Here is a 17,099-nt window from a genome sequence, read left to right on the forward strand (position 1 = left end):
AAGGGACGGGCCGCAGCGCGGGGATCGTCCAGGGCGGCCCGCGCCGGGGGGCGTGGGGACGCTCCGGGGGGTGGGGACGCTCCGGCGGGCTCAGTACCGCGGATGCACCAGCGTGGACGGCGGCAGGCCGGACACGCGCGTGCGGGCCGCCGACCGGGTGGCCGCGGTGAGGGACTGCCGGGTGAGGGTGAGCGGGCGGGGGGCCGCCGGGTCGAGGCGCAGGCCGGGGGGCGTGCGGGCGGCGAGGACGAAGCCCCGGTCCCGCGGGGCGCGGGCGGTGCCGGCCGCCCGGTCGGGGCCCGCGGTGAAGCCGGTGTCGCGACCGCCGACGCGGTAGGCCACGGTCCGCAGGCCGGCCGCGCGCAGCGTCGCGTCGACGGTCCAGAACGCCCGGGGCCGCGCGGAGACCGGCCCGGCGTGCACGACCAGCCGCCCGCCCGGCGCGAGCACCCGCCGCAGCAGGCCGTAGAACTCCAGCGAGTACAGCTTGGTGCTGGCCGTGATGCCCGGGTCGGGCAGGTCGGAGATCACCACGTCGTACGTCTCGGTGGGCGTCGAGCGCAGCCTGCGGAAGGCGTCCGCGGCGGTGACGTGTACGCGCGGGTCGCCGTAGGCGTGCTCGTTCAGCGCGGACAGGCCGGGGTCGTGCCGGGCCAGCCGGGCGAGGCCCGGATCGAGTTCCACGACGTCGACGCGGCGGACGTCCGGATGGCGCAGCACCTCCCGCGCGGCGAGGCCGTCACCGCCGCCGAGGATCAGCACGCGCGCGTGCCGCCCGGTCATGGCCGGCTGCACCAGGGCCTCGTGGTACCGGCGTTCGTCGCTGCCGCTGACGCGCAGCCGGCCGTCCAGGAAGAGGCGGAGGGTCCGGCCGTCGGTGCCGCCGGTGAGGACCACCTCCTGCACGCCGGTCTGTACGGCCACGCGGACGTCCTGGCCGTAGACCGCGTGCCGGGCGGCTCGTTCGAAGTCGTCGGCGAGGACGGTCGCCGAGGCGAGGACGGCGAGCACGACGACGTTGGCGGTCACCAGCAGCCAGCGGGCCCGGCGGGTCAGGTCACGCCGGAACAGGCCGAGGACCAGCGCGGCGCCGACGGCCGCGTTGACCGTGCCGGTGAGCAGCGCGCCGGTCAGCTGGCCGAGGAAGGGCAGCAGGACGAAGGGGAAGGCGAGGCCGCCGACGAGGGCGCCGACGTAGTCCGCCGCGAACAGGTCGGCGACGGCGCCGCCCGCGTCCTGGCGGCGGATGCGCTGGATCAGCTCCATCAGCAGCGGCACCTCGGCGCCGATCAGCAGGCCGATGGTGAGCGAGAAGGCGACCAGGAGGAAGCGCGGGCCGTCGGACCACAGGCCGCCCCAGCCGCCGGTCCAGGCGAAGACGGAGTACAGCGCCATGGCGCTGGAGCCGCCGACGAGGGCGAGGACGGCCTCGACCGCGCCGAAAGCGGCCGCCGCGAACCGGCGCAGCCGCTTGGCGGCGAGCGAGCCGATGCCCATGGCGAAGACCATGACGGACAGGACGACGGACGCCTGGGTGACCGAGTCGCCGATCAGATACGAGGCGAGGGCGACCAGTTCGAGTTCGTACACGAGTCCGCAGGCCGCACAGACGAAGACGCCCGCGAGGACCAGGAACCGCCCGGTGCCGGGCCGGACGGGCAGCCGGACGGTCGGCCCGGGCCCCGGCGCACCGGGACCGTTCGGGCCGGGTTTGGGCGGCCCGGGTTCCGTCGGTCCGGGGCCGTTCGGGCCGGTTCGCTTCGGGGCGCTGCGGCCGCCCGGCCCGCGGAGGCCAGGACGGCTGTCCGGCCCGCCGGGGCCACCGCGCCCGTCCGCGCCGTCCCAGGACGGCGGTGAGCCGGGCGGAGCGGGAGCGTGCGGTTCGATCACGCAGTGACGTTACGTCACTCCCCGGCTGCACCTCGTCACCCACACGTGTGAAACTTCCGCCCTCTGGGCCCCCGCGGGTTTATCCGCGTCCCGCCCCGGACGGGCTGAGCTGCCGCGCCGGCACCCGGACGCCGACCCGGGTCCGGGTCGCCACCAGCTGGCCGTCCTGCGGATAGGCGTGCCAGGTGCGCCAGTGCACCTGGCCCTCGTGCCGGTGCGCGAGCAGCGCGGTGAAGGCGTGCGGGCTGCCGGGGAAGACGCCTGCCAGCCCGTGCGGATGGTCGGCGACCAGGGCCAGCAGTTCCTGGGCCCGGCCCGCGAAGGAGCCCGGCGTGAGCAGTTCCACGCGGGCGGCGAACTCGTACTCCCAGTCGCCCACCCGCTTGGCCACGCCCAGCGGAAGCGGCGTGCTGCTGCCCGGGATGCACGCGACCGTCTCCGAGCAACTGCCCCGCTCCTCCTCCAGCAGGACTTGGTGGGAGGCACCGAGGAGCCTCAACTGCAGCTTGGCCCCCGTCAGCTCGATGTCGAGGCTGGCCAGCGCGGGCAGCGGTTCGCGCCCCAGGGCCCAGGCCAGGTCGGCGGCGCGGGTGTCGGTGTAGGCGGTGTTCAGGGTCGTGAGCATGGATCGGCTCCGCAAGCACACAAGGAGAGGAAGGTGTGGGCCTGCGCACCCCGGTCACTGTCGGGGAGGCGGCCCGGGCAGCCCAGTCGGCCGGTCAGGAGGGGGGTCAACAGGTCGTCCGGGGGGCTGCGTTGACGAGGGAGAGGCAATCATGAACTGTGGCGGCACCACAGCGTTTTTACCCAACTTCGTGGCGTTTCCATCCCCCGGGGGGTCCACAGCTCAACTGTTCAACCATGGCGCGCGCCCGGCCCGCCCGGCGTGCGCCGGTGTGTGCGAGCGCCCGCCGGGTGTGTTTCCCGGCGGGCGCTCTCGGTGGGGGCAGGGGGCCCGGACCCAGGTGCGGGCCCCCTCGAAGCGGATGCGGTTCCCCCTGGCAGGAGCTCAGCTGCCCCGTGTCAGCTGCCTCCACCGCATCCGCCGCCCCCTCCCCCGCAGGACGACCCGCCTCCGCAGGACGAGCCGCCGCCGCAGGACGAACTGCTCCCGCAGGAGTGGCCTCCGTGGTGGTGCCCGCCCGAGGACGAGCCGCCGTCTCCCCCACCGGCCCACCAGCTGTTGCTGCTGCTGTAGCTGCCGCCCGACGACCGCGAGCCCCGGCCGCGCACCCGCCCGGCGGTGGAGCGGCCGCGCACGCCGGAGACGATCCCGGCGACGATCAGAGCGACGATCACGATCAGGATGAGGCCGAAGACCATGGCGTCACCCTCCTTCCGATTCCCCCGGGCTCCCGCCCGGAAGTTCCCCCGAAGCAACCCCCCGTCGGGCGCCCCGCTTTCCGTGAAGCTCGTTGCGTGAACGGGGGATGCCCTCACCCGCCACGCCCCAAAGCAGAGTTGAGGAACTCCAGAGCTTCGGCGCAGGATGACCGCCATGACCTCCAGCGCACGCCCCTTCCTCAACCGCCGGCTCGCCGAGTTCGGGACCACGGTCTTCGCCGAGATGTCCGCCCTGGCGGTGAAGACCGGGGCGATCAACCTGGGACAGGGCTTCCCGGACACCGACGGCCCCGAGGAGATCCGGGAGGCGGCCGTACGGGCCCTGCGCGACGGGCGCGGCAACCAGTACCCGCCGGGCCCGGGCGTCCCCGAGCTGCGTACCGCCGTCGCCGCCCACCAGCAGCGGCGGTACGGCCTGTCCTACGACCCGGACACCGAGGTCCTGGTCACCGCCGGCGCCACCGAGGCCATCGCCGCCTCACTGCTGGCCCTGCTGGAGCCCGGCGACGAGGTGATCGCGCTGGAGCCGTACTACGACTCGTACGCGGCCTGCATCGCCATGGCGGGCGGCACGCGGGTGCCGGTGACCCTGCGCCCGGACGAGGGCACGTTCCGCCTCGACCTGGACGAGCTGCGCACCGCGGTCACCGACCGCACCCGCCTGCTGCTGCTCAACACCCCGCACAACCCGACGGGCACCGTCCTGACCCGCGCGGAACTCGCGGCGGTCGCCGAGCTGGCCGTGGAGCGGGACCTGCTGGTGGTGACGGACGAGGTCTACGAGCACCTGGTCTTCGACACCGCCGAGCACATCCCGATGGCGTCCTTCCCCGGGATGCGCGAGCGCACGGTGACCATCGGTTCGGCCGGCAAGACGTTCTCGTTCACCGGCTGGAAGGTCGGCTGGATCACCGCCCCGCCCGCCCTGGTCACCGCGGTCCGCTCGGCCAAGCAGTATCTGACCTATGTGGCGTCCGGCCCCTTCCAGTACGCCGTCGCCGAGGCCCTCGCGCTGCCCGACTCCCACTTCGCCGCCTTCCGCGCGGACATGCAGGCCAAGCGGGACGTCCTCGCGGCCGGCCTCGCGGAGGCGGGCTTCGGCGTCTACCGCCCCGCCGGGACGTACTTCGTCACCACCGACATCCGGCCCCTCGGCGAGAGCGACGGCTTCGCCTTCTGCCGCGACCTGCCGGAACGCGCGGGTGTCGTCGCCATCCCCAACGCCGTCTTCTACGACCACCGGGAGGCGGGCGCCCCCTTCGTCCGGTTCGCGTTCTGCAAGCGGACATCGGTGCTGGAGGAGGCCGTACGGCGGCTGAAGTCGCTGGGACGCTGAACGGCGAGAGCCCGGCCCCGGCACACGACCCCAGGTGGTGTCGGTGCCCGGCCGGGCTCCCCGGTACGCGGGGGGCGGACTACTCGCCGCCCTCGTCCTCGGGCTTCTCCGCCTCGTTGACCTCCTGCTCCAGGCCGAGCTGCTCCACCAGCCAGCGGTCGAACTCGATGGCGGCGCGCACCCAGCTGACCGTCGAGGAGACGAAGTGCTCCAGGCTGACGCCCATGCCGATCAGCATCTGCGCCTCGCCGATCAGGCGGACGGTGCCGTCGTCGTGGGTGTGGGAGTACACCTTGGGCCACAGGGTGCGCCGGTTCCAGTCGTCGAGCGACTCCAGCAGCTGCGGCTTGACGTCGATCTGGTGGGGACGGTCGTAGAACGTCCGCACCGAGAAGATCTGCTGGTCGCCCTCGCCACGGAACATGAAGTACGTACGGAACTGCTCCCACGGCGCCGCGAGGTCACCCTCGTCGTCGACGACATACTTGAGCTCCATCTGTTCGAGGAGCTGCTTCACGAGGTCCTGATCCGGGACGACGGGGCCCGCCGGCCCTTGGGGCTGCGGCTCGGGCTGGCCCCCGAAGTTCGGAATCGAGGACGGGTCGATGCTCACCGTGTTTTTCCCTTCGTACGGATCACACCATCCTCCCCCATGCGGGGAGGGGCGTGGCAAGCCCGCCGTGGCCCTGTCAGCCCTGGGCTGACACGATCCGGCCGGTCGGACGGCCCCGGCGGACGGCGGTGGGGGCGCGTACGGGCGTGAGTCTGCCGGACATCCGCCGCGGCGCGTCCCTCCGCTCCTCCGTCCGGGTGTCCACGGGCGGCTCGCGCACACCTGCCCGGCGCCGGCGCGGTGCTGCGCGTTCACCGTGCGACGTACGGCGGCCCGCCACCCCACGGGGGGTGACGGGCCGCGCCGGGACCGCCGGGGCTACAGCGTCTTGCCGCTCGCCGGGCCCACGATCAGGTCGTCGCCGAAACGGTCCACGCGGACCGTGTCGCCGTCCTTGATCTCGCCGGCGAGGATCTCCCGGGCGAGCCGGTCGCCGATCGCGGTCTGGACGAGGCGGCGCAGCGGGCGGGCGCCGTAGGCCGGGTCCATACCCTCGTCGGCGAGCCAGGCCAGGGCGTCGTCGGTGACCTCCAGGGTGAGGCGGCGCTCGGCGAGCCGCCGGGCGAGCGCGTCGATCTGGAGCCGCGCGATCCGGCTCAGCTCGTCCTTGCTCAGGGCCGAGAAGACCACGAGGTCGTCGAGCCGGTTGAGGAACTCCGGCTTGAACGACGTCCGGACCACCTCCAGGACCTGCTCCTTCTTCTCCTCCTCCCCGGTCAGCGGGTCGACCAGGTACTGGCTGCCCAGGTTGGAGGTCAGCACCAGGATGGTGTTGCGGAAGTCGACGGTGCGGCCCTGCCCGTCGGTGAGACGACCGTCGTCCAGCACCTGGAGCAGGATGTCGAAGACCTCGGGGTGCGCCTTCTCCACCTCGTCCAGCAGCACGACGGTGTACGGCCGCCGCCGCACGGCCTCGGTGAGCTGGCCGCCCTCCTCGTACCCGACGTATCCGGGCGGGGCACCGACCAGCCGGGCGACGCTGTGCTTCTCGCTGTACTCCGACATGTCGATGCGGACCATGGCCCGCTCGTCGTCGAAGAGGAAGTCGGCGAGCGCCTTGGCCAGCTCGGTCTTGCCGACACCGGTCGGGCCGAGGAAGAGGAACGAGCCGGTCGGGCGGTCCGGGTCGGAGATCCCGGCCCTGCTGCGCCGTACGGCGTCGGACACGGCCCGCACGGCCTCGGTCTGCCCGATCAGCCGCTTGCCGAGCTCGTCCTCCATGCGCAGCAGCTTCTGCGTCTCGCCCTCCAGCAGGCGGCCGGCGGGGATGCCGGTCCAGGAGGCGACGACGTCGGCGATGTCGTCGGCGCCGACCTCCTCCTTGACCATGGTGTCCCTGGCAACCTCCTCCTCGGCCTCGGAGGCGGCCTCCAGGTCGCGCTCCAGGGTCGGGATCTCGCCGTACAGGAGCTTGGAGGCGGTGTCGAAGTCGCCGTCGCGCTGGGCGCGTTCGGCCTGCCCGCGCAGTTCGTCGAGCTTCTCCTTCAGCTCGCCGACCCGGTTGAGGGACTGCTTCTCCTTCTCCCAGCGGGCGGTGAGGCCGCGCAGCTCCTCCTCCTTGTCGGCGAGGTCGCGGCGCAGCCGCTCCAGACGCTCCAGGGAGGCGGCGTCGGTCTCCTTGCCGATCGCCAGCTCCTCCATCTTCAGCCGGTCGACGGCACGCTGGAGTTCGTCGATCTCGACGGGGGACGAGTCGATCTCCATGCGCAGCCGGGACGCGGCCTCGTCGACGAGGTCGATGGCCTTGTCGGGCAGGAAGCGGGAGGTGATGTACCGGTCGGAGAGGGCGGCGGCCGCCACCAGCGCGCTGTCGGCGATCTGCACCTTGTGGTGGGCCTCGTAGCGGCCCTTGAGCCCGCGCAGGATCGCGATGGAGTCCTCGACGGTGGGCTCGGCGACCAGCACCTGCTGGAAACGCCGCTCCAGGGCGGCGTCCTTCTCGATCCGCTCCCGGTACTCGTCCAGCGTGGTCGCGCCGACCATGCGCAGCTCACCGCGCGCGAGCATCGGCTTGAGCATGTTCCCGGCGTCCATGGCGGAGTCGCCGCCGGCGCCGGTCCCCACGACGGTGTGCAGCTCGTCGATGAAGGTGATGATCTGGCCCTCGGAGTCCCTGATCTCGGCGAGGACGGTCTTGAGCCGCTCCTCGAACTCGCCGCGGTACTTGGCTCCGGCGACCATCGCGCCCAGGTCGAGCGAGACCAGCCGCTTGCCCTTCAGCGACTCGGGCACGTCCCCCTTGACGATCCGCTGGGCGAGGCCCTCGACGACGGCGGTCTTGCCGACACCGGGCTCACCGATGAGGACGGGGTTGTTCTTGGTGCGGCGGGACAGCACCTGCACGACCCGCCGGATCTCCTGGTCCCGCCCGATGACCGGGTCGAGCCTGCCCTCGCGGGCGGCGGCGGTCAGGTCGGTGCCGAACTTCTCCAGCGCCTTGTACTGGCCCTCGGGGTCGGCGGTGGTCACGCGGCGCCCTCCCCTCGCCTTGCGGAAGGCCTCCTGCAGTTTCTTCGCACTCGCGCCCTGCCCCTCCAGTACCTCACCGGCCGCGCCGCCCTTCGCGGCGATGCCGAGGAGCAGGTGCTCGGTGGAGAGGTACTCGTCCCCGAGTTCCTTGGCGCGGGCCTGGGCGTCGGCGACCACGGCGAGCATCTCACGGTTCGGCTGCGGCGGCGCGACCGTGGATCCGGTGACGCTGGGCAGCCCGGCGAGGATGCGCTCGGCGCCGGAGCGCACGGCGGCGAGGTCGGCCTCTACGGCGGCGAGCAGGTCGGTGATGTTCTCGTTGTCCTGCCCCTGGAGCAGAGCGAGGAGCAGGTGGGCGGGGGTGAGGTCGGGGTGCCCCTCGGTCACGGCCCGGTTGCTGGCCGCGTTGATCGCGTCCCGGCTCCGGTTGGTCAGCTCGGCGTCCACGTTCTGGCTTCCCTCCTAGCGGTGCTGACTCGGTCAACGTGCACAAAGTTGAGTCTATTCCACTCAAGGAGGAAACGGCGGGGGACCTGCACCGCGAGCGTCTTTCCGGTCAGGCGGAGAACCTGGCGATACCTGGAAATGTCCCCGCATACGACAGCGGCGTCACCGTGTTCAGGTCACGGTGACGCCGCTGCCGGGGGGAAGCACCTGAGCGATTTGTTACGACGGGGGAATCGCGTCAGGCACTGCGGGGGGTGGCCGAGATGGTCCTCACTTCGGGGACCTCCGGCTGCGCGAGCCGGTGGTCCCTCTGGTCCAGGTTCACAAAGATCATTCCGTATCGGACGGCGCACCGCACGGGCTGCGGCGCCCCCCGGGGCCGTCGCAGACACCGGTACGCCCGCACGTCGCCGTCGTCGTCCAGCGTGACGACGACCGGCTCACCGAAGACGGTCACCATCAGCGAGTCACCGGCGTGGGGGATCGCGGTGACCAGATCGATGAAGTGCCAGCCGGAGCGGTAGGCGGTGGCCATCTCACGGCGGAAGGAGCGGTCGTCGGGTGGAGTGGTCATGTCGATCAGTCCCACTTGCTGTCCGCCGGGAGACTGACCGCCTCGCCGCCGACCGTGACGGCGAGCGCAGTCTCGGCTCCCACAACCGCACCGTGCGCGTCGCTCTTCGCACCGGAGAGGCCAGCCAGAGCTCCAGAGGCCACAACGGCGGAGACGGCGACAACAAGCACCGAGCGAAGCATTTTCTTACGCATAGTCGGCTTCGTCCTCACTTGAAGATCCCCTCTGTCCCCCGTCGGATAAGACGATGGCTCATTCAGGCACGTCATGGCCACACAATCGGTGCATCATGTTCCTGCACGTTCAGGACCCTGGGGGGTGGAGATTTGATAGCAAATGGGACCAACACGACACATCCCCACACGGTCACCGAGCTCTGTGAGGACGGAAGGCGCCTCTACGCGGATGCGCTGCGAACAGGACGCGTCCTGCGGACGGATGCCGAGTCCGCTCCGTGCCTGATGGAGTTCGCCCTGCTTCATCCCGATCCTGACGACGCAAAATGGCTGCGCCCCGTGCCTCCGGCGATCGCCCTGGCCCAGCGGCTCAACCCCATCGAGCGGGAGATCACCGAGCACCGACGGCTGTCGATCGCGCTCTCCGAAGTCTTCGAGCCGTTCATGGCCCTCGGCGTCCAGGCCACCGCCCCCACCCACTCCATCAGTGTGCTGGAGGGCCTGGACCGCATCAACGCGGCTCTCGACCTGGCCACGGCCCAGTGCCGGACCGAGATGCTCACCGTCCAGCCGAGCAGCAGCGCCCGCAGCGCCGAGAACCGCCTCCTGGAGGCGCTGGAGCGCGACAAGCCGCTGATCGAGCGGGGGGTGCGCATCCGGACCCTCTACCAGCACACCGCGCGGTACAACCCCGAACGCCTCGCCTACGTGGACCAGTTCGTGAACGGCAAGGTCGAGTACCGGACCATCGACGAACTCGTCGAGCGCCTCATCATCTGTGACGAGACGGTCGCCTTCATCCCCATCCGTGAGGACCGTCAGGTCGCCCTGGAGATCCGTCACCCAGGCCTTGTCCGCTACCTGATCAAGGTGTTCGAGTTCATCTGGAGCCGGGCGGTCCCGCTGACCGCCGGCGCCCCGTACGAAACGGCCCCCGACGGCATCACCGACATCCAGCACTCGATCGCCAAGCTCCTGGTGGAGGGCCACGTGGACGAGGCGATAGCCCGCCGTCTCGGCATGAACGTGCGCACCTGCCGTGCCCACATCGCGAAACTGGCGACGGTGCTCGGCAGCGGCAGCCGTGCCCAACTCGGCTATCTCATAGCCCAGTCGGGGGTCCTGGAGCACGGGTCCCCCGGCCTGGGCGGAGAAACCCGCACGTGACCCTCAGGCCGCACCGGCACCGGGACGAGGGCCTGTGCGAGGCGGGTCTCGAACCCTCCAGCACGCTGAGGGAGTGAGTGGGGGCGGTGGCCTGGACCGCACCGCCTCTGGCACCTCGCCACCCCCAAGCGGTCCAGCAGCCCACCGTCAACGGGATCACCCCCCGCCAACGCGCCATCGCCGCCCTCCTCGTCGAAGGGCACACGGACGCCTCGATCGCCGACCGCCTCGGTATGAACGTCCGTACCGCCCGCGTCCGCATCGCCAGGCTCGCCGCCACCCTCGGCAGCGAGAGCCGGGCTCAGCTCGGTCATCTCATCGGACAGTCGGGGATTCTCGACCAGGAACGCTGACGGAGGGCGAGCCGTCCAGGCCGGCCTGGGCGATGCGCACCCCCAGCTGGGTCCGGCTGGCCGCGCCCAGGGTCTCCGACAGGCGCGCGATGTGCGCCCGGCACGTCCGCACGCTGATGCCCAGCCGCTCCGCGATCACCGCGTCCTGGTGGCCCTCCGCCAGCAGCGCCGCGATGGACTGCTCGCGGTGCGAGACGCCCTCGAAACCGGTGTCGGGAAGCGGCGCCGTCAGGGGGATCGCCAGCCGCCACAGCCGCTCGAAGACCGTCACCAGGTAGGCCACCAGCGCGGGGTGGCGCAGCTCCAGGGCCATCGTGCGGTCGGTGTTGGCGGGGATGAACGCCACCGTGCGGTCGAACAGGATGAGGCGGTCGACGACCTCGTCGAGGGTGCGGGCCTCCACCGCGTCACCCATCAGCTCCAGGTAGTTGAGCAGCCCCTGCCCGTGCCGGGCCACGTGCGTGTACAGGTCCCGCATCCGCACCCCGCGCCCGCGCAGCGCCAGCGCCCGGTGCAGCCCCTCCGACAGCTCGTGCTCGCGCCGGATGCCGCCCGGCTGGACGGTGAGCACCTCCGTCGTGCACGCCTCCGTCGCCTCGTCCATCGCGGCCTGGATGCGGGCCAGCCCGTCCAGCACCCGGATCGCCGTGCCCTCCGTGGCCGCCGACGCCTCGATGCGCCGGCCGAGGCCCGCGTACCGCTCGAAGGCCTCCACCGCCGAGCCCACCCGCCGCTGGCTGGCCCTCACCTCGTCGTACACCCCGCGCAGCAGCCGGGTCATGACCTCCTGCGGGGAGGTCGGCACGAGCCAGTCCATGTCGTCGGGGTCCGGGTGCAGCAGGGCCAGCTCCAGCAGGCAGGGCACCGGCTCCGCGTCCCGGCGCGGCACCCGGCCGCGCCGTACGGCCCGGGAGTACACGCGGTCCCCGACCGCGCACAGCCGGTCGGCACCGTGCGGATGCTCCTGAGCCCCGTGCCCGGCCATCGCCCATCCCACCCCCGGTTCCGGCTCTTTCCGCAGCGCAACTATGCGCGGCCGGGACCGGGTCCGCAACACGGCTCCGCCCCGGGCGGCGGCCGGAAGACACCGGTTCGCACGGGAATGCCCGGGCGGCGGCCGACGGCTACTTCAGCCCGATCTCCGCGCAGTCCGCCGCGAACTTCGCCGTGCAGATGTCGGACACCTTGTAGAAGCCGTCCGCCACGACGGTGTCCTTGATGTTGGCCTTCGTCAGGGCGACGACCGGCACCAGCTGCGCCGGAATGCCCTGGTGGCTGGGGCTGTCGACCTTGTCACGGGTGAGCGCGTCGAACTGGATGTCCCGGCCCTGGATGTGCGCCACGACCATCTCCGCGGCGTTCTCGGCCTCCTGCGGGTAGGACTTGTAGACGCTCATGTACTGCTCGCCGGAGACGATCCGCTGGACCGCCGGCAGCTCCGCGTCCTGGCCGGTGATCGGCGGCAGGTCGGTGACACCTGCGGCCTCCAGGGCCTTGATGATGCCGCCCGCCATGCCGTCGTTGGCGGAGTAGACGCCGGCGATGTTGTCCTTGCCGATCGACTGGATCGCCTCGGCCATGTTCGCCTCGGCGTTCACCGGCTTCCAGTCCTTGGTGTCGAAGGACTGGGCGATCGTCACCTTGCCGTTCAGCTCGGACATCGCACCGGCCTTGAACTGCTTGGCGTTCGGGTCGGTGGGCGAGCCGTTCATCATGACGACCTTGGCCGGGTTGTCACGGTCACCGAGCGCCTCGATGAGGGAGCGTCCCTGGACCTCGCCGACCAGCTCGTTGTCGAAGGAGATGTAGGCGGCGATCGGCCCCTCGGCCAGCCGGTCGTAGGCGATGACCGGGATACCGGCGTCCTTGGCCTTCTGCACGCTCGACGCGATGGACTGCGCGTTCACGGCGTCCAGGACGATCGCGTCGACCTTGTCGTCGATCATCTTCTGCATCTGCTCGGCCTGCTTGGCCTCGTCCGCCCCGGCGTTGGCGTACTCGACCTTGCCCTCGTTGCGGGTCAGGGAGGCGATCTTCTTCACGAAGTACGGGTGGTCGAACTGCTCGTAGCGCGTGTTCTCCGTCTCAGGAAGCAGCAGGCCCACCGTGATGTCGTTGCCCTTGGACGGGCTCGCGTCGTCGCTGCTCTCCGAAGCGCCCAGCACCCCGCAGCCGGCCAGCGAAACGGTCATCGTGGACGCGGCCACGGATATGGCGATACGACGGATGCAGGAGCTCACTTCTGGTGCCTTCCGGACGCGGGGGCCGCATTGCAACCCAGGTGACTGAAAAGCCAACGCGTCGGCGCCCCCACCGTCAAGCGGAACCACTTAACGAGATGACAACACCACGCTCCGCAGCCGACGTGGAGACGGAGCGGAATCGTCTCCCGGGTCCCTGCACATGCCTCCCACACGAGGGACACACGAAGGGGCCCGGAGGCTCACCCGAGCCTCCGGGCCCCTTCGCGGGAACCTTCACGCGCCGTCAGTCGGGCGCCTGCTGCTGCCGCTTGGGCCGCCACACCACCAGCGCGCTGGTCTGCTGGACCTCCTGGTACGGCACCAGGTCACGGCGGTACGAGGCGTGCACCGCCGCCTCCCGCTGACGCATCGCCGTGGCCGCGCCCTCCAGCGCGTCCGACAGCTCCGCTATGCGGGACTGGAGCGCGGCGACCTGGTTCTCCAGTTCGATGATGCGCTTGATTCCGGCCAGATTGATGCCCTCGTCCTGCGACAACTGCTGCACCTGGCGGAGCAGTTCGATGTCACGGGCCGAGTAGCGCCGGCCGCGCCCGGCCGTACGGTCCGGGGAGACCAGGCCGAGGCGGTCGTACTGGCGCAGGGTCTGCGGGTGCAGACCGGAGAGCTGGGCCGCCACCGAGATGACGTAGACCGGGGTGTCCTCGGTCAGTTCATACGGATTGCGCCGACGACCGTCCATCCCCATCAAGCTCCCTTCGCGGCCTGGAACAGCTCCGCCCGCGGATCCTCGTCCGCGGTCGCCTCGCGATACGCCTCGAGCGCGTCACGAGCCTTCCCCGTCAGGTCCTTCGGGACACTCACCTCGACGGTGACCAGGAGGTCGCCGCGGGTGCCGTCCTTGCGTACCGCGCCCTTGCCGCGGGCGCGCATGGTGCGGCCGTTGGGTGTGCCCGCCGGCAGCTTCAGCGTGACGGGGGGTCCGCCCAGGGTCGGGACGCGGACCTCGCCGCCGAGGGCCGCCTCGGCGTAGGTGACCGGGACGGTGACGGTGAGGTTGTCGCCCTTGCGGCCGAAGACGGGGTGGTCCTTGACGTGCACCACCACGTACAGGTCGCCCGCCGGGCCGCCCCGCTCGCCCGGTGCGCCCTTGCCGCGCAGCCGGATGCGCTGCCCGTCCGACACCCCGGCCGGGATGCGGACCTGCATCGTCCGCGAGGACTTGGCGCGTCCGGAGCCCTTGCAGACCTCGCAGGGGTTCTCCGCGATCAGGCCGCGGCCCTTGCAGTCCGGGCACGGGTCGGTCAGCGAGAAGCCGCCGCCGGAGCCCCGGGCGACCTGCCCGGTGCCGACGCAGGTCGGGCACACGCGCGGCGTGCCGTTCTTGTCGCCGGTGCCCGAACAGGCCTTGCAGGGCTGCTGGCTGGACATGCGCAGCGGGACCGTCGCGCCCTCGATGGCCTCCGTGAAGCTGAGGGTGACCTCGGACTCGATGTCCTGGCCGCGCCGCGGCTGGGTCCGCGTGCCGGTGCCGGGACCGCCGGCGCCGGTGCGGTTGAACAGGCCCCCGAAGACGTCGCCGAGACCGCCGCCGAAGCCGCCGGCCCCGCCGCCCTGGGCGCCGCCTCCGAAGAGGTCGCCCAGGTCGAAGTTGAAGGTGCCGCCGCCGCCCGCGCCCGGCCCCGGGCGGAAGCCGCCGTTGCCGAAGAGCGCGCGGGCGTCGTCGTACTCCTTGCGCTTCTTGGCGTCACCGAGGACGTCGTTCGCCTCGGAGATCTCCTTGAAGCGCTCCTCGGCCCGGGCGTTGCCCTTGTTGGCGTCCGGGTGGAACTCGCGGGCGAGCTTCCGGTACGCCTTCTTGATCTCGGCCTCGGTGGCGTCCTTGGGGACGCCGAGGACCTTGTAGTAGTCCTTCTCGATGAAGTCCTTGGTGCTCATCCCCGACGTCCCTCCTCTCCTGCGTACGCGTACGTCGTGACGTCAGCCCTCCTCCGGGCCACCGTTCTCCTTGTCGTCGGCCGCCTCGGCCGGCTCCTCGGCCTTGACGGTCTGCGCCCCCGGCTGCGGCTCGGCCACCGCCACCCGCGCGGGGCGGATGGTGCGCTCGCCGATCCGGTACCCCGGCTGCAGAATCGCCACGCAGGTCGTCTCGGTGACGTCCGGCGCGTACGAGTGCATCAGGGCCTCGTGGATCGTCGGGTCGAAGGGCTCGCCCTCCTTGCCGAACTGCTGGAGGCCCATCTTGGCCACGGTGGTCTCCAGCGACTCCGCGACGGACTTGAATCCGCCGACGAGTTCGCCGTGTTCCCGGGCGCGGCCCACGTCGTCGAGCACGGGGAGCAGCTCGGACAGGAGGTTCGCGATGGCGACCTCCTTGACCGCGACGCGGTCCCGCTCCACCCGACGGCGGTAGTTCTGGTACTCGGCCTGGAGGCGCTGGAGGTCCGCCGTGCGCTCGCCGAGCGCCGTGCGTGCCTGGTCCAGCTGGGCCACCAGGCCCGCGTTCTCACTCGCGTCCCCGGCCGGGGCCGCCTCCTCCTCGGAGGCGGCCTTCGGTTCGGCGGCGTCAGGCGTGGCGCCAGAGGGGACGTCGGGCTTCTCGTCGAAGCCCGGGGTCTCCTCGGTCACGCCGCACCGTCCTTGCGCTCGTCGTCCACGATCTCGGCGTCGACGACGTCGTCGTCGGCGGCCTTGTCACCGGCACCGGCACCGGCGCCCGGGGCCTCGCCGCCGGCGGCCTGCGCACCCTGGGCGTCGGCGTACATGGCCTGGCCCAGCTTCTGCGAGACGGCGGCGACCTTCTCCGTGGCGGTGCGGATCTCGGCGGAGTCCTCGCCCTTGAGCTTCTCCTTCAGCTCGGCGACGGCCTCCTCGACCTCCGTCTTGATCTCGCCCGGGACCTTGTCCTCGTTGTCCTTGAGGAACTTCTCGGTCTGGTAGACGAGCTGCTCGCCCTGGTTGCGGGACTCGGCGGCCTCGCGGCGGCGGTGGTCCTCCTCCGCGTACTGCTCGGCCTCCTGGCGCATGCGGTCGACCTCGTCCTTCGGCAGCGAGGAGCCGCCGGTGACGGTCATCTTCTGCTCCTTGCCCGTGCCCAGGTCCTTCGCGGTCACGTGCATGATGCCGTTGGCGTCGATGTCGAAGGCGACCTCGATCTGCGGGACGCCGCGGGGCGCCGGCGGCAGACCGGTCAGCTCGAACATCCCGAGCTTCTTGTTGTACGCCGCGATCTCGCGCTCGCCCTGGTAGACCTGGATCTGCACGGAGGGCTGGTTGTCCTCGGCGGTGGTGAAGATCTCCGAGCGCTTCGTCGGGATCGTCGTGTTCCGCTCGATGAGCTTGGTCATGATGCCGCCCTTGGTCTCGATGCCGAGGGACAGCGGGGTGACGTCGAGGAGCAGGACGTCCTTGACCTCGCCCTTGAGGACACCGGCCTGCAGGGCGGCGCCGATGGCGACGACCTCGTCCGGGTTGACGCCCTTGTTGGCGTCCTTGCCGCCGGTCAGCTCCTTGACGAGCTCGGCGACGGCGGGCATACGGGTGGAGCCACCGACGAGGACGACGTGGTCGATCTCGGACAGCTGGATGCCGGCGTCCTTGATGACGTTGTGGAACGGCGTCTTGCAGCGCTCCAGCAGGTCGGCGGTCAGCTGCTGGAACTGGGCGCGGGTGAGCTTCTCGTCCAGGTGCAGCGGGCCCTCGGCGGAGGCCGTGATGTAGGGCAGGTTGATCGAGGTCTCGGTGGACGAGGACAGCTCGATCTTGGCCTTCTCGGCGGCCTCGCGGAGGCGCTGGAGGGCCATCTTGTCCTTGGACAGGTCCACGCCGTGGCCGGACTGGAACTGCTTGACCAGGTAGTCGACGACGCGCTGGTCCCAGTCGTCACCACCGAGGTGGTTGTCACCGTTGGTGGCCTTCACCTCGACGACGCCGTCGCCGATCTCCAGCAGCGAGACGTCGAAGGTACCGCCACCGAGGTCGAAGACGAGGATGATCTGCTCGTCCTTGTCGAGGCCGTACGCCAGCGCGGCGGCCGTCGGCTCGTTGACGATGCGCAGGACGTTCAGACCCGCGATCTCGCCGGCCTCCTTGGTGGCCTGGCGCTCGGCGTCGTTGAAGTACGCCGGGACGGTGATGACCGCGTCGGTCACCTTCTCGCCCAGGTAGGACTCGGCGTCCCGCTTCAGCTTCTGCAGCACGAAGGCGCTGATCTGCTGCGGGTTGAAGTCCTTGCCGTCCAGGTTGATCTTCCAGTCGGTGCCCATGTGGCGCTTGACCGACCGGATGGTCCTGTCGACGTTCGTGACCGCCTGACGCTTGGCCACCTCGCCGACCAGCACCTCACCGTTCTTGGCGAAGGCGACGACGGACGGCGTGGTCCTGGCGCCCTCGGCGTTGGTGATGACGGTGGGCTCGCCGCCCTCCAGAACGCTGACGACGGAGTTAGTCGTGCCCAGGTCGATGCCGACCGCACGTGCCATGGTGATTTCCTCCAGCTGACTTGAGTGGAACAGGCTCAAGTGTGCATG

14 protein-coding genes and 1 pseudogene are annotated in these 17,099 nt (G+C 71.2%); 3 read left to right on the forward strand and 12 right to left on the reverse strand.

The features are described 5' to 3' along the window. Positions 1-90: 90 nt before the first annotated feature. The 3 genes from ACIRG6_RS17305 to ACIRG6_RS17315 all read right to left on the reverse strand — a co-directional run bounded on the left by ACIRG6_RS17305 (position 91) and on the right by ACIRG6_RS17315 (position 3,213). The gene (locus ACIRG6_RS17305; protein WP_403323378.1) at positions 91-1,890 is read right to left on the reverse strand and encodes a polyamine aminopropyltransferase; all 1,800 of its coding nucleotides are present in this window, start codon (positions 1,888-1,890) and stop codon (positions 91-93) included. 79 nt (positions 1,891-1,969) lie between these two features. Then, complete coding sequence (locus ACIRG6_RS17310; RefSeq protein WP_318213698.1) at positions 1,970-2,515, reverse strand: DUF2617 family protein; 546 nt, start codon at positions 2,513-2,515, stop codon at positions 1,970-1,972. A gap of 398 nt (positions 2,516-2,913) precedes the next feature. Beyond that, positions 2,914-3,213: a hypothetical protein gene (locus ACIRG6_RS17315; protein WP_403323381.1), complete on the reverse strand. Its 300-nt coding sequence runs from the start codon at positions 3,211-3,213 to the stop codon at positions 2,914-2,916. A gap of 166 nt (positions 3,214-3,379) precedes the next feature. Here ACIRG6_RS17315 and ACIRG6_RS17320 point away from each other — a divergent pair, with 166 nt between their 5' ends. Further along, a complete protein-coding gene (locus ACIRG6_RS17320) occupies positions 3,380-4,570 on the forward strand; it encodes a pyridoxal phosphate-dependent aminotransferase (protein ID WP_403323384.1) in 1,191 nt (396 codons plus the stop codon). Between the two features lie 79 nt (positions 4,571-4,649). Here the strand turns inward: ACIRG6_RS17320 and ACIRG6_RS17325 are convergent, their stop codons facing one another. The 3 genes from ACIRG6_RS17325 to ACIRG6_RS17335 all read right to left on the reverse strand — a co-directional run bounded on the left by ACIRG6_RS17325 (position 4,650) and on the right by ACIRG6_RS17335 (position 8,673). After that, the gene (locus ACIRG6_RS17325; RefSeq protein ID WP_189230029.1) at positions 4,650-5,183 is read right to left on the reverse strand and encodes a YbjN domain-containing protein; all 534 of its coding nucleotides are present in this window, start codon (positions 5,181-5,183) and stop codon (positions 4,650-4,652) included. Between the two features lie 318 nt (positions 5,184-5,501). Further along, positions 5,502-8,099: an ATP-dependent chaperone ClpB gene (clpB, locus tag ACIRG6_RS17330; protein ID WP_350721613.1), complete on the reverse strand. Its 2,598-nt coding sequence runs from the start codon at positions 8,097-8,099 to the stop codon at positions 5,502-5,504. A 238-nt stretch (positions 8,100-8,337) separates the two neighbouring features. Further along, positions 8,338-8,673, reverse strand: a complete 336-nt coding sequence (locus ACIRG6_RS17335) for a hypothetical protein (RefSeq protein ID WP_364683304.1) — start codon at positions 8,671-8,673, stop codon at positions 8,338-8,340. Positions 8,674-8,999: 326 nt separating this feature from the next. On the opposite strand from ACIRG6_RS17335, the gene ACIRG6_RS17340 reads away from it, so the two are divergent. Further along, positions 9,000-10,016: a helix-turn-helix transcriptional regulator gene (locus ACIRG6_RS17340; RefSeq protein ID WP_364683306.1), complete on the forward strand. Its 1,017-nt coding sequence runs from the start codon at positions 9,000-9,002 to the stop codon at positions 10,014-10,016. A gap of 113 nt (positions 10,017-10,129) precedes the next feature. Beyond that, positions 10,130-10,369 (forward strand): annotated as a pseudogene (locus tag ACIRG6_RS17345) (helix-turn-helix domain-containing protein); the annotation flags it as partial. Here ACIRG6_RS17345 and ACIRG6_RS17350 read toward each other — a convergent pair. The 6 genes from ACIRG6_RS17350 to dnaK all read right to left on the reverse strand — a co-directional run bounded on the left by ACIRG6_RS17350 (position 10,332) and on the right by dnaK (position 17,051). Then, on the reverse strand, positions 10,332-11,354 hold the full coding sequence (locus tag ACIRG6_RS17350; protein ID WP_364683308.1) for a helix-turn-helix transcriptional regulator: 1,023 nt from the start codon (positions 11,352-11,354) through the stop codon (positions 10,332-10,334). The pseudogene ACIRG6_RS17345 and the gene ACIRG6_RS17350 sit on opposite strands and share 38 nt — an antisense overlap. Positions 11,355-11,493: 139 nt before the next feature. Then, positions 11,494-12,609: a sugar ABC transporter substrate-binding protein gene (locus ACIRG6_RS17355; protein WP_364683310.1), complete on the reverse strand. Its 1,116-nt coding sequence runs from the start codon at positions 12,607-12,609 to the stop codon at positions 11,494-11,496. A gap of 247 nt (positions 12,610-12,856) precedes the next feature. Continuing rightward, positions 12,857-13,312 (reverse strand): heat shock protein transcriptional repressor HspR, encoded by a 456-nt coding sequence (locus tag ACIRG6_RS17360; protein ID WP_239765118.1) that lies wholly within the window; start codon positions 13,310-13,312, stop codon positions 12,857-12,859. A gap of 5 nt (positions 13,313-13,317) precedes the next feature. Continuing rightward, positions 13,318-14,508 carry a molecular chaperone DnaJ gene (gene dnaJ, locus ACIRG6_RS17365; RefSeq protein WP_239765117.1) on the reverse strand — a complete coding sequence of 397 codons (1,191 nt, stop codon included), beginning with the start codon at positions 14,506-14,508 and terminating at the stop codon, positions 13,318-13,320. A 42-nt stretch (positions 14,509-14,550) separates the two neighbouring features. Then, positions 14,551-15,198, reverse strand: coding sequence for a nucleotide exchange factor GrpE (gene grpE / locus ACIRG6_RS17370; RefSeq protein WP_189230038.1), 648 nt, complete (start codon positions 15,196-15,198; stop codon positions 14,551-14,553). Next, positions 15,195-17,051, reverse strand: coding sequence for a molecular chaperone DnaK (gene dnaK / locus ACIRG6_RS17375; protein WP_239765116.1), 1,857 nt, complete (start codon positions 17,049-17,051; stop codon positions 15,195-15,197). The genes grpE and dnaK overlap by 4 nt, the downstream gene beginning before the upstream one ends. Positions 17,052-17,099: the final 48 nt, after the last annotated feature.

This window comes from Streptomyces flaveolus (assembly GCF_044765825.1).
In the GTDB taxonomy this organism is placed as follows: Bacteria; Actinomycetota; Actinomycetes; order Streptomycetales; family Streptomycetaceae; genus Streptomyces; species Streptomyces flaveolus.

What these genes read in the sequence shown, in the direction of transcription:
- dnaK (WP_239765116.1), bottom strand. Translation starts at nt 17,051, where the DNA reads ATGGCACGTGCGGTCGGCATCGACCTGGGCACGACTAACTCCGTCGTC.
- ACIRG6_RS17335 (WP_364683304.1), bottom strand. Translation starts at nt 8,673, where the DNA reads ATGACCACTCCACCCGACGACCGCTCCTTCCGCCGTGAGATGGCCACC.
- ACIRG6_RS17360 (WP_239765118.1), bottom strand. Translation starts at nt 13,312, where the DNA reads ATGGACGGTCGTCGGCGCAATCCGTATGAACTGACCGAGGACACCCCG.
- ACIRG6_RS17320 (WP_403323384.1), top strand. Translation starts at nt 3,380, where the DNA reads ATGACCGCCATGACCTCCAGCGCACGCCCCTTCCTCAACCGCCGGCTC.
- ACIRG6_RS17315 (WP_403323381.1), bottom strand. Translation starts at nt 3,213, where the DNA reads ATGGTCTTCGGCCTCATCCTGATCGTGATCGTCGCTCTGATCGTCGCC.
- dnaJ (WP_239765117.1), bottom strand. Translation starts at nt 14,508, where the DNA reads ATGAGCACCAAGGACTTCATCGAGAAGGACTACTACAAGGTCCTCGGC.
- ACIRG6_RS17350 (WP_364683308.1), bottom strand. Translation starts at nt 11,354, where the DNA reads ATGGCCGGGCACGGGGCTCAGGAGCATCCGCACGGTGCCGACCGGCTG.
- ACIRG6_RS17310 (WP_318213698.1), bottom strand. Translation starts at nt 2,515, where the DNA reads ATGCTCACGACCCTGAACACCGCCTACACCGACACCCGCGCCGCCGAC.